The following is a 12,275-nucleotide window of genomic DNA, read 5'->3' on the forward strand; positions in this document are numbered from 1 at the left end:
GCTACCAGTTCCGCACCGCGGGCGCGTACCCCGCCGGCTTGTCGCCGATCTTCAGCCCGGGACTGACGATCCAGTTCTGGTACTCCGGGGTGAACATCCGGTAGACCGACGCCGGCGGGGCCGCGCTCGCCTCGTCGAGCAGGCTGCGCAGCTCGGCCGGGATCTCGAAGTCCAGCGCCGCCATGCTCGTGCCGAGCTGGCCGGCGCTGCTCGCGCCGACGATCGCCGCCGCGATGCCCGGCTGGGTGGCCACCCAGTTGATCGCCACCTGGGCCATCGTCACCCCCAGCTCGGCGGCGATCTTCCCGAGCGGTTCCAGCACCTGCGGGGTGCGGTCCGTCCCCGAAGGACCGTCGCTGAGCCGTCCGGTGCCGCCGTCGCGGTACTTGCCGGTGAGGACGCCGCCGGCCAGCGGGCTCCACGCCGTGACCCCGAGGCCGAGGTGCTGGGCCATCGGGACGTGCTCGGTCTCGATCTGCCGCTCGACCAGCGAATACGGCAGCTGCAGGTTGATCATCGGCGCCAGCGAGTGCGCCTCGGTCAGCGACTGCGCCCGTGCCGCGTACCAGCTCGGGACGTCGGACAGGCCGGGGTAGCGGATCTTGCCCGCGCGGACGAGGTCGTCGAGCGTGCGCACCACCTCCTCGACCGGGGTGATCCGGTCCCAGGTGTGCAGCAGGAAGACGTCGACGTAGTCGGTGCCCAGCCGGCGCAGCGACGCCTCGAGGGCGCGGATCAGGTGCTTGCGGCCGTTGCCGCCGGCGTTGGGGTCGGCCGGGTCGACGCTGTTGGTGAACTTGGTGGTGAGCACGACCCGGTCGCGGGAGTTCGTTTCGGCGATGAGCTTGCCGAGGATCGTCTCGCTCTCGCCCGCGGTGTAGAAGTCCGCCGTGTCGACGAAGTTGCCGCCCTCGTCGAGGTACCTGCGGAAGACCGGACGGGCTTCGTCCTCGGTTTTGCCGTAGGCGGCGTGGAAACCGCCGGTGCCGAAGTTCATCGTGCCGAGGGCGAGCCGGCTGACGCGCAGTCCGGACCGCCCGAGGAGGTAGTACTGATCGAGTGCCATGACCTCAGCGTGCCGAGCCATTTTTGGACCCGCAAGTCCAGTCCGCGAGCGCCCGGGGAGGGCGCTCGCGGACCGGAGCTCAGCGGCAGCGGTAGCTCGACGCCGTGGCCGGGTCCCCGCCGGTGTAGCGGGAAACCCGCGGGAGCGGGCACAGGTCGCGGGTCTTGCCGTCCGCGGACGCCGCCGTCAGCGTGGCCGGCGCCTTCCCGTGCTCGACCCAGTCGACCAGCTGCCCGAGCGCGTTCGTCGGCTCCGGGCCGCCACCGCCGAAGCAGTGCTCGACACCCGGCGCGAGGAACAGCCGGTAGAAGTCGTTGACCCGCTGCGGGCCGCCCATCGTCCGTTCCACCTCGGCGCGGTAGGACAGCGTGCCGCCCGGCGGGATCAGCTGGTCGTTGGCGCCGACGAACGTGATCAGCTTGCCGCCGGCGCGGCGGAACGCCGAGAGGTCGGGGTCGGACGTGCCGATGACGTCGTCGTACTCGCGCACCGACTGGCGGAACAGGGCCGCGAACTGCGCGTACGTCAGCTTCGAGGTGTCGAAACCGGCCTGCTTCTCCAGGAACGACTGCACCCACTTGACGGCCACCGGGAAGCCCGGCGCGGTCAGCGTGCCGTCGGGACCCGGCTGGGTGCCGGCGAGCCAGGTGAAGTCCGCGCCCTTCGGCAGCCCGGCCCACAGCCGGTGGCCGCGCTCGTCGGTCGGGCCCGCCCAGATCTTGCGTACGACCTCGGCGTCCGCGGCCGTGACGGTGACCTCGTGGCCGTCGCAGACCACCTTCGTCCCGACGAGGCGACGCGGGTCGTAGCCGCACTCGTCCGGCCGGTCGACGATGCCGTTGGTCACGCCGTCCTTCGCGTCGCACGCCTGGACGGCGGCCGTGCGGAACGCGGAAAGCACGCAGGGGCTCGGGAAGTCGTGGCTCTGGTTCATGACGACCTGCGGCCAGAGGGTGGCGACCGCGAACCGCGTCCAGTCGACGGCGGGGGCGTTGGCCAGGATGCCGTCGAAGTCCTTCGGATAGTCCTGGGCCTCGGAGTAGCCCTGGCGGCCGCCGGTCGAGCAGCCGGTCCAGTACGCGTACGAGATCGGGCGCTGGTAGTACCGCTGCGTGACGGCCTTGCCGATGACGGCCTCTTCGTGCACCGATCGGGTGGCGAAGTTGGTCAGGAGCGTCTGGTCGACCCGGCCGCCTTTCAGCGCCCAGGACGTGTCGAGGCCGTCCAGGGACACACCCGCGTCGGTGGTGACGGCGGCGTAGCCGGCCTGGGCCGCCTGGGGGAGCGCGTCGAAGTTGCCGGCGGCGTAGGCACTGCCGCCGAGGGCTTGGAGCCGGCCGTTCCACCCGGTGTCCGGCAGGGCCACGGCGACCTTGACGTGGTCGGCGCCGGTGTGGGTGAGCGTGACGGTGATCAGGCAGAACGACGCCTGGGGCGTGGCCTGCACCGACTCGATCCCGGCGCCCGGCGGGGCGGGCACCGCGACGGCGGCGCAGGGGGCGGGGGTTGCTGCCGAGGCGGCCGGCTGCGTGACGGTGGTCAGCAGGAGCGGCACGGCGGCGGCGAGAAGGAGGCGTTTCATCGGTCTCTCCGGTCGCTGGTCATTACGGGGGAACGCTAGGTGCGGGCGGGAAGGCCCGGCGCCCGTCGGATGACGCTGCCGCTGTACGTCACTCGGCCGTGAGCTGCGGAAACAGTGTTGGGTAAGGTCGTTTCCATGGCGCTGACCGGGCGGGACACCGAGCTGAAGGAGCTGGGCGAGCTCGTCGACGGCCCGGAGGACCGCAGCGGCGTCCTGATCCGCGGCGAGGCGGGCATCGGGAAGTCGGCGCTGGTGGCTTCGACGGCCGCGGCGGCCTCGGTGGCGGGGTTGCGGGTGCTGCGGACGACCGGGGCCGAGGCCGAGCGGAACCTGGCGTACGCCGGGCTGCACCAGCTGCTGCACCCGGTCCGGGCCGGGGTGGCGGAGCTGCCGGCGCCGCAGCGGGACGCCCTGCAGACGGCGCTGGGGCTGGCTTCGGGAGCGAAGCCGAGCGCGTACCTGGTCGGGCTGGCGGTGCTGACGCTCCTGGCCGAGGAGGCGGCGGCCAAGCCGTTGCTGCTGGTGGCGGAGGACGTGCACTGGCTGGACCGGGCCAGCGCGGACGTCCTGGCGTTCGTGGCGCGGCGGATCGAGACCGAGCCGATCGTCCTGGTGGCGACCCTGCGGGACGGCGCCGAGTCCCCGCTGCTGTCGGCGGGGCTGACGTCGATGGTGCTGGAGAGGTTGCCGGCGGACGCGGCAGCGGAGGTGCTGGATTCGGTGGCGCCGCGGTTGGCGCCGGCCGTCCGGACGCGGTTGCTGGCCGAAGCGGCGGGGTTGCCGTTGGCGTTGACGGAGCTGCCCGCGGCGGTGGCGTCGCTGGACGGCGTGGACCCGGTGCTGCCCCTGACCGAACGGCTGGAGCGGACGTTCACGGCCCGGGTGGCGGCGCTGCCCGAGGCGACCCGGACGGCCCTGCTGGTGGCGGCGCTGAACGAGACGACATCGTTGGCGGAGACCCTGGCGGCGACGGACGCCCTGCTCGGGACGGGTACCACCGCGGCCGCCGATCCCGCGATCCTCGCCCCCGCCGTCGAAGCGCGGCTGATCGAGCTGTCCGCCGGGGCCGTCACCTTCCGGCACCCCCTCATGCGGTCCGCCATCCCGGCCTCGGCCACCCCGCTCGATCGCCGGAACGCCCACCTCGCCCTCGTCGAAGCCCTTCGCGACCAGCCCGATCGGCGTGCCTGGCACCAAGCCGCCGCCACCGCCGGGCCGGACGAGACCGTGGCCGGCGAACTCGAACGCACCGCCGAGCGCGCCCGCTTCCGCGGTGGTGCCGCGGCCGCCATCGCCGCCCTCGAACAGGCCGCCCGGCTCAGTCCCGACGCCGGGGACAGGACCGACCGGCTGCTGCTGGCCGCCGAACTGGCCGTCGAATCCGGGCGGCGGGAGACCGCCGAACGCCTGGTCCACGCGGCCAGCCCGGCCGATCCCCGACGCCGGGCCACCGCCGGCCGGTTGCTCAGCGAGTTCGAAGACGGCGTCCGCGAAGACCCCGCCCGCGTCGCCGAACTCGCCCGGACCGCCGCGTCCGTCGCCGAAGACGGGCAGCACGACGCCGCCATGCGGATCCTCTGGAGCGCCGCCATGCGCTGCTTCTGGACCGAACCCGGTCCGGAGGCGCGGAAGGCCCTCCTGGACGTCGCCGATCGGCTGCCGATCCCGGACGGCGACCCGCGGATCGTCGCCGTCTCCGCCTATGTCGCTCCCTTCGAACGCGGCGAGGCCGTCCTCGGGCACCTCCGGGAGCTGGTCGCCAAGACCGGCGCCGATCCCGAAGTCGACCGGTACCTCGGCAGCGCCGCACTGCAGGTGGGTGCCTTCGACCTCGCCGCCCGGTTCTCCGCCGCCGCGGCGCCCGGGCTGCGGGCGCAAGGGCGGCTCGGGCTGCTGCCGCGCGCGTTGGCCGTCCAGGCGTGGAGCCGGGTCCGGCTCGGCGACCTGGCCGGCGCCGTGCCCGCCGCGGCGGAAGCGGTTCGGTTCGCGCGCGAGACCGGCCAGCCGTTCATGGCCGGGCTCGCCACCGCGGTCCAGGCCGAGATCGCCGCCCTGCGCGGCGAGCATAAGCAAGCGAAGACCCTCGCCGACGAGGCCGAACGCGCCGGGCTCGCGGCCGGCGCCCGGCCGGTGCTGGCCACCGTGCAGCTCACGCGCGGCCTGGCCGGCCTGAGCGAAGGCCGGTTCGAGGACGCCTTCGCCGACCTGCGCCGGCTGCTCGACCCGGCCGACCCCGCCTACCAGCTGGCGTTGCGCACCTACTGCGTCGCGGAACTCACCGAAGCCGCGGTGCGGGCGGGGCGGACCGCCGAGCTGCGGGAGGTCGTGACCGGACTCGAGTGCCTGGACACGCCGTCACCCGCGTTGCACATCGGCCTCCGGTACGCCCGGGCCGTGCTCGACCCGAGCGACGAGCTGTTCGCCGAGGCCCTCGACTCGGCCGGCTGGCCCGCCGAACGCGGCCGCGTCCACCTGGCGTACGGGGAGTGGCTGCGGCGGCAGCGGCGGGTCGTCGAATCGCGGACCCACCTGCGCACCGCCCGCAAGACGTTCGACGCGCTCGGCATGGCGGCCTGGGCCGACCGGGCCCGGCGCGAGCTGCGCAGCGCGGGGGAGTCGAGCCCCAACCGCGGGCCGGACGCCCGGGACAAGCTGACCCCGCACGAGCTGAGCATCGCGCAGCTGGCCGCCGAGGGCCTGACGAACCGGGAGATCGGGCAGCGGCTGTACCTTTCGCACCGGACCGTCGGCACCCACCTGCACCGGATCTTCCCCAAGCTGGGCGTCAGCTCGCGGGCCGATCTCGCCGGGATGCTGAAGACCCTCGAAGGGTGACGTACACCGGCTGCGTCACCTGACGGGCGCGAAGGTCACCAAACGACTCCTAACGTCGTGAAAGTCCCACGGTCTTTCGCACAGGAGCAGCAGATGATCAGCAGGAGAAGGTTCGGGCAGGCGTTCGCGGCCGGGCTCGCGGCGACGTCCTTGGCGGCCTGCTCGCCGGGCACCCCCGCGGCCGCTCCCGCGCCCGCCCCCGACCTGCGGGCCGGGTCCGGGGAACACACCTCGCTCGGGCCGGTCAAGCAGGCCGACGCCGGCCTGGTCACGATGGCCTACCACGAGTTCGGCCCGGCCGGCGGGCAGCCGGTGGTGCTGCTGCACGGCTGGCCGTACGACCCGTACAGCTACGTCGACGTCGCCCCGATCCTGGCCGGCGCGGGCTACCGGGTGATCGTCCCCTACCTGCGCGGCTACGGCCCGACGGCGTTCAAGTCGGCGGCGACGGTCCGCAACGGCCAGCAGACGGCCGTGGCGCTCGACGTCATCGCCCTGCTGGACGCGCTGAAGATCGACAAGGCCGTCTTCGGCGGCTACGACTGGGGCGGCCGGACCGTCGACATCATCGCCGCGCTGTGGCCGGAACGCTGCACGGCGATCGTCGCGGTGAGCGGGTACATCGTGACGAACCTGGCGGCGAACCAGAAGCCGCTGGCCCCGGCCGCCGAGCTCGGCTGGTGGTACCAGTACTACTTCGCGACCGAGCGCGGCCGCGCGGGCTACGCGGCCAACCGCCACGACTTCAACAAGCTGATCTGGAAGACGGCGTCGCCGGCCTGGCACTTCGACGATGCGACGTACGACCGCAGCGCGGCGGCGTTCGACAACCCGGACCACGTCGCCATCGTCATCCACAACTACCGCTGGCGCCTGAGCTTGGCGCCGGGCGAGCCGCAGTACGAGGCGTACGAACAGAAGCTGAACGCGGGAGCGACCATCGGCGTCCCGGCGATCACGATCGGCAGCGACTTCGACGGCGCGGCCAAGGACGGCAAGGCCTACCGCGCCAAGTTCACCGGCAAGTACGAACACCGCGTCTTCGACGGCATCGGCCACAACGTGCCGCAGGAAGCACCGCGCCCGTTCGCCCAGGCCGTCATCGACGCCACCCACCTGTGAGCGTCGTGAGTGGTAAGGCGGGTTCTAACCCGCCTCACCACTCACGACGGCGTCAGGCGACGGTCGCGTCGAGGGTGACCTCGATGTTGCCGCGCGTGGCCTTCGAGTACGGGCACACCTGGTGCGCGCCCTGGACGAGCTCGTCGGCCGTGGCCTGGTCGATGCCCGTCGCTTCCAGGTGCAGCACCGCGCTGAGCCGGAACTCGCCCGCCTCGGTGTCGTGGTGCAGCGTCACTTCGGCGACCACGGCGAGGTCGTTCAGCGGCACCTTCTTCGCCCCCGCGACCCGGCGCACGGCCCCGACGAAGCAGGACGCCCAGCCCGCCGCGAACAGCTGCTCCGGGTTGGTCCCGTCGCCCGCGCCGCCGAAGGCCTTGGGCACGGCGAGGGTGACGTCGAGTGCGCCGTCGTCGGAGGTGGCGCGGCCGCCGTTGCGGCCCTCCGCGGTGGACGTGGCGACGGCGGTGTAGGTCACTTCGGACATCGTGTTCCTTTCAGCGGGTGACTTCACCACGCTAGAAATTCCGAAGGACCCGCGGCGACCGTCGCCCGACGTCACCCGTGTACGTCACCGTGCTCCAGCCGCAGCCACCGGTCGATCCCGATCTCGGCGAGGAAGCGCTCGTCGTGGCTGACGACGACGAACGCGCCGCGGAACGCCGTCAGCGCGCTTTCCAGCTGCCCGGTGCTGACCAGGTCGAGGTTGTTCGTCGGCTCGTCCAGCAACAGCAGCTGCGGCGCCGGTTCGGCGAACAGGACGCAGGCGAGCGTGGCGCGCAGCCGTTCGCCGCCGGACAACACACCGACCGGCAGGTGCACCCGGGAACCGCGGAATAGGAAGCGGGCCAGCAGGTTCATCCGCCGGTCGGCCGGCAGCGCCGGGGCGGCCGCCGCCAGGTTCTCGGCCACGCTGCGGTCGTCGTCCAGCAGGTCCAGGCGCTGCGAGAGGAAGGCGATCCGGCCGTCGGCGCGGGTGAGGGTGCCGCCGTCGGGCTCGAGATCGCCGTGGACCAGCCGCAGCAACGTCGACTTCCCGGCGCCGTTGGGGCCGGTGAGCGCGATCCGCTCGGGGCCGCGGATCGCCAGGTCGACGCCGTCGCCGAAGAGCCCGCGCACACGCAGGCCCTCGCCGAGGAAGAGCGTCCGCCCGGCCGGGACCTCGGTCTGCGGCAGCTGCAGGCTGATCTTCTGCTCGGTGCGGAGTTCGCGTTCGGCCTGGTCGAGCTTGGCCTTCGCGGCACCGACGCGGGCGGCGTGCGTGCCGTCCGCCTTGGCCGCCGACTCCTGCGCGTTGCGCTTCATCGTGCCGGCGAAGATCTTCGGCAGTCCGGCGTTGCCCAGGTTGCGCGACGCCGTGCTGGCCCGGCGGGCGGCGCGCTCGCGGGCCTGCTGCATCTCCCGCTTCTCGCGCTTGACCTCCTGCTCGGCGGTGCGGATGTTCTTCTCGGCGACCTCGCGCGCGGCTTTGACGGCCTCTTCGTAGGCGGTGAAGTTGCCGCCGTGGAACCGGATTTCGCCGCCGTGCAGCTCGGCGATCCGGTCCATCCGGTCGAGCAGCGCGCGGTCGTGGCTGACCACGAGCAGGCAGCCGGACCAGTCGTCGAGCACGGCATGGAGCTTGTGGCGCGCCTCGGCGTCCAGGTTGTTGGTGGGTTCGTCGAGCAGCAGCACGTCCGGGCGTTTCAGCAGTTGCGCGGCGAGGCCCAGCGAGACGATCTGGCCGCCGCTGAGCGTGCTCAAGGTGCGTTCGAGCGTGAGGTCGGCGAGGCCGAGCCGGTCGAGCTGGGCGCGGGTGCGTTCCTCGAGGTCCCAGTCGGTGCCGATGGTGGTGAAGTGCTCCTCGGCGACGTCCCCGGATTCGACGGCGGCGATGGCGCGCAGAACCGGGGCCACGCCGAGGATTTCGGCGACGGACGGTTCTCCGCTCAGCGGCAGGTCCTGCGGGAGGTAGCCGAGCACGCCGTCGGCGGTGACGCTGCCGGCGGAGGGCTGCAGGACGCCGGCGACGAGCTTGAGCAGCGTCGTCTTGCCGGAGCCGTTCGGGGCGACGAGACCGGTGCGGCCGCTCGGGAAGGTGGCGGACAGGCGGTCGAAGACGGGGGTGTCGTCCGGCCAGGAGAAGGACAGGCCGGACAGCACGATTTCGGACATGGCGAAGACCTCGATGGCGTGAAAGCGGAAAAGGGGACGTCGACGGCGGCCCGCACCGGCGGCACCGGGGGCCTGCGGACTCCGGGGCTACCCGGAGATGTCGACGTCACCTGCCACGACTGGTCTCCTCACGAACGGATCTTCCCGTCGAAGATAGCAGGGTTGTCCGTGCGGACCCCGGGTAACCGGCCCCGATGCGCATCGTGGTGACCGGAGCGACCGGCAACATCGGGACCGGGGTGGTCCGCGCGTTGGACGCGGACCCGCAGGTCGAGACCATCGTCGGGCTGGCCCGGCGCCCGGCGGAGGGCGTCGTCACGGCCGACGTCGAACGCGACGACCTCGTGCCGCACCTGCGCGGCGCCGACGCGGTCGTGCACCTGGCGTGGCTGTTCCAGCCCACCCGCCGTCCGGAACGGACGTGGCGCGCGAACGTCCTCGGCTCGATGCGGGTGTTCGAGGCGGCGGCCGCGGCGGGCGTGCCCAAGCTCGTCTACACGTCGTCGATCGGGGCGTACTCGCCGCGGACGGACGACGAGCCGGTGACCGAAGACTGGCCGACGCACGGCTGGCCCGGCGCCGCGTACACCCGGGAAAAGGCTTATTTGGAGCGGTACCTGGACGCGTTCGAGGGCCGGCACCCGAAGCTGGACGTCGTCCGGATGCGGCCGGGGTTCGTCTTCCAGCGCAGTGCCGCGACCGAGCAGCGCCGGCTGTTCGCGGGGCCGTTCGTGCCGGGCTCGCTGGTGCGGCTACTACCGGTAGTGCCGGACATCCGCGGGCTGCGGTTCCAGATCGTGCACACCGACGACCTGGCCGACGCGGTCCGCCGCGCGGTGACGCGGCCGGTGCGCGGGGCGTTCAACATCGCGACGGGCCCGGTCGTGGACCCGCGGTTCGCGGCGGACCTGCTGGGCGCGCGCACGATCCCGGTGCCGGCGGCGGCGGTGCGGGCCGCGGTGGAGGCGGCCTGGCGCGTGCACGCGATCCCGGCGTCACCGGGCCTGTTCGACGCGGTCATGCGGCTGCCGGTGATGAGCACGGCCCGCGCGGAGTCCGAACTGGACTGGCAGCCGGGCCGGGACGCCGCGGCCACGCTGAAGGATTTCCTCGCGGGACTGCGGGAGGGCGCGGGCGCGGAGACGGCCCCGCTGGCCCCGGACCGGCACCGGCTGCACGAGATCGCGACGGGCGTCGGCCGGAGGCCCTGAGGTCAGTGGCCCTGCTTGTCCGGCTCGGGGTACTGGCCGCGCGCCCGGTCGGCGGCCGCGGTGGCGATGCCGGCGGCGATCATCGCCACGCCCAGGCCGAGGTGCAGCCAGTCGTCGGCGTTGTCGATCGGCAGGAAGTTGGCCGGGCTGTCGTGGTCCATCGCCAGTCCGAACACCCACAGCAGGACGTAGATCCCGCCGCCGATCATCAGGAACGCGCGCGAACTGCCGTTGGCGCGCGCGGCGAGGACGCCGAGCACACCGAACAGCAGGTGGACGAGGTTGTGCAGCACCGACACGGTGAACACGCCGAACAGCTGGGCGCCCGACTCGTGCCCGGCGAACTCCAGAGCGGCGTAGTCCGCGGTGATCCCGGGGATGAACCCCAGGACGCCCACGAGCAGGAACGCGAGGCCGAACAGCAGGGCGGCGGTCCGGGCGGTGCTCCGCCGGGTTTTGACGTCCGTCATGGCGCCGGGCTACCCGGCGCCGGCTCCGGCAAACGCCTCAGGCGAGCTCGGCCGAGACGACGGACGGCAGCGCGCGCAGCCGGTCCAGCAGGGGTCCGGTCTCGTCGGCGGCCAGCAGGACGGCGCAGACCATGCTGCTTTCGCGGACGCCGTCCTTGACGTCGACGGACAGCTCGTGAACGGGCCGCCCACCGAGCGCACCGACCAGAGCGGGGACCTCATCGGCCCCGCCGACGAAGTAGGTGGCAATGCGCCGGCGAAGCAGCATGGCGGACCGGGGCGCGGGAACGGCGAAGGAAGTGGACATGGCGGATCTCCTGTGTGGAAGGAACGAGATCGGGGCCAGGTCCCGGAAAAAAGGCGATCGCCGACTCAGCACGCCGGCAACCTGGGTTCAGCCGGCGCGCCGGGTTACGAGTCGCGGAAGCAACATCGGACGCAGCACGGCGACAGGCTAACACGACCCGGTCCCGGCCGGCACCACGACCGAGCGGCGTGGTCGGCCGGCGCGGCGGCAGCGCAACCGGGCGGCGAGGTCGGGCGCTACCGCGGTGGGTGGTGGTGCGGCGGGCGGTGCTGGGGCGGGTGGTGCCGCGTGCGGCAGCACAACCGAGCGGCCCGGCGGGGCATTGCCGCGGCGGGTGGTGGTGCGGCGGCTGGCCGGCGCCCGGCAGCGCAACCGGGCCGCGAGGCCGGGCGCTACTGCGGCAGGCGATGCCCCGGCGGGCGGTGGCGGCAGCGCAACCGAGCGGCGTGGCCGGGCGCTACCGCGTCAGGCGATTCCCCGGCGGCACTGCCGCAGCAGCCGCCGCGGCGGGCGGCCGGCCGCCCGCTCGCGCGGGTCGTCAGCTCGCCCGGATGATCCCCAGACCCAGCGGGGTGATCTCGTGGATCTGCGACTTCCCCGACCGGTTGCTGCTGATCAGCCCGCTCGCCCGCAGCACCGATGCGTGCTGGCTCGCCGTCGCCGGGGAGATTCTCGTCAGGTCCGCCAGCTCGCTCGTGTTGCACCGGGTCGTCGCGATCGTCACCAGCACCCTCGCGCGCGTCTGGCCCAGCAGCGCCGCCAGCGATGGCCCCGGCTCCGCGTCGCTGTCGAACCTCGGGTGGCTGATCGAATACACCAGCGCCGGGGGCAGCAGCGGGTCCTTGTACGTCGTCGGCATGCCGTGGGCGAAGAAGGCCGGGATCAACCTGAGCCCGCGGCCGTTGAGGTGCAGTTCCTGGTCGATCGGGAAGCGCACCCGCAACACCGGCGGCGACCACGTCACCTCCGGGTGCAACGTCGACAGCAGCAGCTGCGGCCCGCCGCGGTCCAGGTTCGCCTGGAGCCGGTGGCGGTCGCGGGCCACCGAGCGGCGGACCGTCGCCCAGTCCGGGGCCACGCACTGGCGGTAGTAGTCGTGCAGCGCCGCGCCCAGGCGGCGGAGCTCGCCCGCCTCGCCGTCGCCCACGCGGCGGAGCCAGGCCGGGACGTGGGTGCCCTGTGCCACCAGCTCGGCGACGTCGGTGGCCAGCACCGGCGCCGGCGTCTCGAGCACCGCCGTGATCCCGTCGCCGATCGTGCGGGTGCCCGCCGGGGTGAGGAAGTCCGGGCAATACCCGTACGGCGGGACCGCGGACATCAGCAGCCGGCCGGACTGCGGGACCGCCGACCGCGAGCCCCGCCGCCAGCGGCCGAAGAACGGCTCACCCTCCGGCCGCCGGATGCGGTAGCTGCTCATCAGCAGCTCCCACATCGGGTCGGCGTCCTCGGCGATGGTGATCTTCGCCAGGTCCGCTTCCGTGAAGTGAATCTTCAACATCGACGCCGGCCTCCTTTCCCGGCCGAGGGTAAC

Annotated in this window: 10 protein-coding genes; 3 read left to right on the forward strand and 7 right to left on the reverse strand. The window is 73.1% G+C overall.

Going from position 1 to position 12,275, the window contains the following annotated elements:
* Window position 1: 1 nt before the first annotated feature.
* A complete protein-coding gene (locus tag H5965_RS01810; protein ID WP_310967407.1) occupies window positions 2-1,066 on the reverse strand; it encodes an aldo/keto reductase in 1,065 nt (354 codons plus the stop codon).
* A 79-nt stretch (window positions 1,067-1,145) separates the two neighbouring features.
* Window positions 1,146-2,648 (reverse strand): tannase/feruloyl esterase family alpha/beta hydrolase, encoded by a 1,503-nt coding sequence (locus tag H5965_RS01815; protein ID WP_310967408.1) that lies wholly within the window; start codon window positions 2,646-2,648, stop codon window positions 1,146-1,148.
* 135 nt (window positions 2,649-2,783) lie between these two features.
* On the opposite strand from H5965_RS01815, the gene H5965_RS01820 reads away from it, so the two are divergent.
* The gene (locus H5965_RS01820; RefSeq protein WP_310967410.1) at window positions 2,784-5,483 is read left to right on the forward strand and encodes an AAA family ATPase; all 2,700 of its coding nucleotides are present in this window, start codon (window positions 2,784-2,786) and stop codon (window positions 5,481-5,483) included.
* A gap of 93 nt (window positions 5,484-5,576) precedes the next feature.
* On the forward strand, window positions 5,577-6,605 hold the full coding sequence (locus H5965_RS01825; RefSeq protein WP_310967411.1) for an alpha/beta hydrolase: 1,029 nt from the start codon (window positions 5,577-5,579) through the stop codon (window positions 6,603-6,605).
* A 52-nt stretch (window positions 6,606-6,657) separates the two neighbouring features.
* On the opposite strand, the gene H5965_RS01830 is transcribed toward H5965_RS01825, so the two are convergent.
* Window positions 6,658-7,089: an organic hydroperoxide resistance protein gene (locus tag H5965_RS01830; RefSeq protein WP_310967412.1), complete on the reverse strand. Its 432-nt coding sequence runs from the start codon at window positions 7,087-7,089 to the stop codon at window positions 6,658-6,660.
* A 71-nt stretch (window positions 7,090-7,160) separates the two neighbouring features.
* A complete protein-coding gene (locus tag H5965_RS01835) occupies window positions 7,161-8,756 on the reverse strand; it encodes an ABC-F family ATP-binding cassette domain-containing protein (protein ID WP_310967413.1) in 1,596 nt (531 codons plus the stop codon).
* 194 nt (window positions 8,757-8,950) lie between these two features.
* On the opposite strand from H5965_RS01835, the gene H5965_RS01840 reads away from it, so the two are divergent.
* Window positions 8,951-9,967, forward strand: coding sequence for an NAD-dependent epimerase/dehydratase family protein (locus H5965_RS01840; protein ID WP_310967414.1), 1,017 nt, complete (start codon window positions 8,951-8,953; stop codon window positions 9,965-9,967).
* 2 nt (window positions 9,968-9,969) lie between these two features.
* Here H5965_RS01840 and H5965_RS01845 read toward each other — a convergent pair whose 3' ends face one another.
* The 3 genes from H5965_RS01845 to H5965_RS01855 all read right to left on the reverse strand — a co-directional run bounded on the left by H5965_RS01845 (window position 9,970) and on the right by H5965_RS01855 (window position 12,242).
* Window positions 9,970-10,437: a DUF4383 domain-containing protein gene (locus H5965_RS01845; RefSeq protein ID WP_310967415.1), complete on the reverse strand. Its 468-nt coding sequence runs from the start codon at window positions 10,435-10,437 to the stop codon at window positions 9,970-9,972.
* 37 nt (window positions 10,438-10,474) lie between these two features.
* Entirely contained in the window at window positions 10,475-10,744 is a 270-nt protein-coding gene (locus H5965_RS01850; RefSeq protein WP_310967416.1) for a hypothetical protein, read from the reverse strand.
* Window positions 10,745-11,282: 538 nt separating this feature from the next.
* Complete coding sequence (locus H5965_RS01855; RefSeq protein WP_310967418.1) at window positions 11,283-12,242, reverse strand: winged helix-turn-helix domain-containing protein; 960 nt, start codon at window positions 12,240-12,242, stop codon at window positions 11,283-11,285.
* Window positions 12,243-12,275 lie beyond the last annotated feature (33 nt).

Origin of the sequence: Amycolatopsis sp. 505, from assembly GCF_031625235.1 — a bacterium.
In the GTDB taxonomy this organism is placed as follows: domain Bacteria; phylum Actinomycetota; class Actinomycetes; order Mycobacteriales; family Pseudonocardiaceae; genus Amycolatopsis.

Coding starts and splice junctions, on each gene's coding strand:
- H5965_RS01830 (WP_310967412.1), bottom strand. CDS start 7,089: ATGTCCGAAGTGACCTACACCGCCGTCGCCACGTCCACCGCGGAGGGC.
- H5965_RS01820 (WP_310967410.1), top strand. CDS start 2,784: ATGGCGCTGACCGGGCGGGACACCGAGCTGAAGGAGCTGGGCGAGCTC.
- H5965_RS01815 (WP_310967408.1), bottom strand. CDS start 2,648: ATGAAACGCCTCCTTCTCGCCGCCGCCGTGCCGCTCCTGCTGACCACC.
- H5965_RS01850 (WP_310967416.1), bottom strand. CDS start 10,744: ATGTCCACTTCCTTCGCCGTTCCCGCGCCCCGGTCCGCCATGCTGCTT.
- H5965_RS01825 (WP_310967411.1), top strand. CDS start 5,577: ATGATCAGCAGGAGAAGGTTCGGGCAGGCGTTCGCGGCCGGGCTCGCG.
- H5965_RS01840 (WP_310967414.1), top strand. CDS start 8,951: ATGCGCATCGTGGTGACCGGAGCGACCGGCAACATCGGGACCGGGGTG.
- H5965_RS01845 (WP_310967415.1), bottom strand. CDS start 10,437: ATGACGGACGTCAAAACCCGGCGGAGCACCGCCCGGACCGCCGCCCTG.
- H5965_RS01855 (WP_310967418.1), bottom strand. CDS start 12,242: ATGTTGAAGATTCACTTCACGGAAGCGGACCTGGCGAAGATCACCATC.
- H5965_RS01835 (WP_310967413.1), bottom strand. CDS start 8,756: ATGTCCGAAATCGTGCTGTCCGGCCTGTCCTTCTCCTGGCCGGACGAC.
- H5965_RS01810 (WP_310967407.1), bottom strand. CDS start 1,066: ATGGCACTCGATCAGTACTACCTCCTCGGGCGGTCCGGACTGCGCGTC.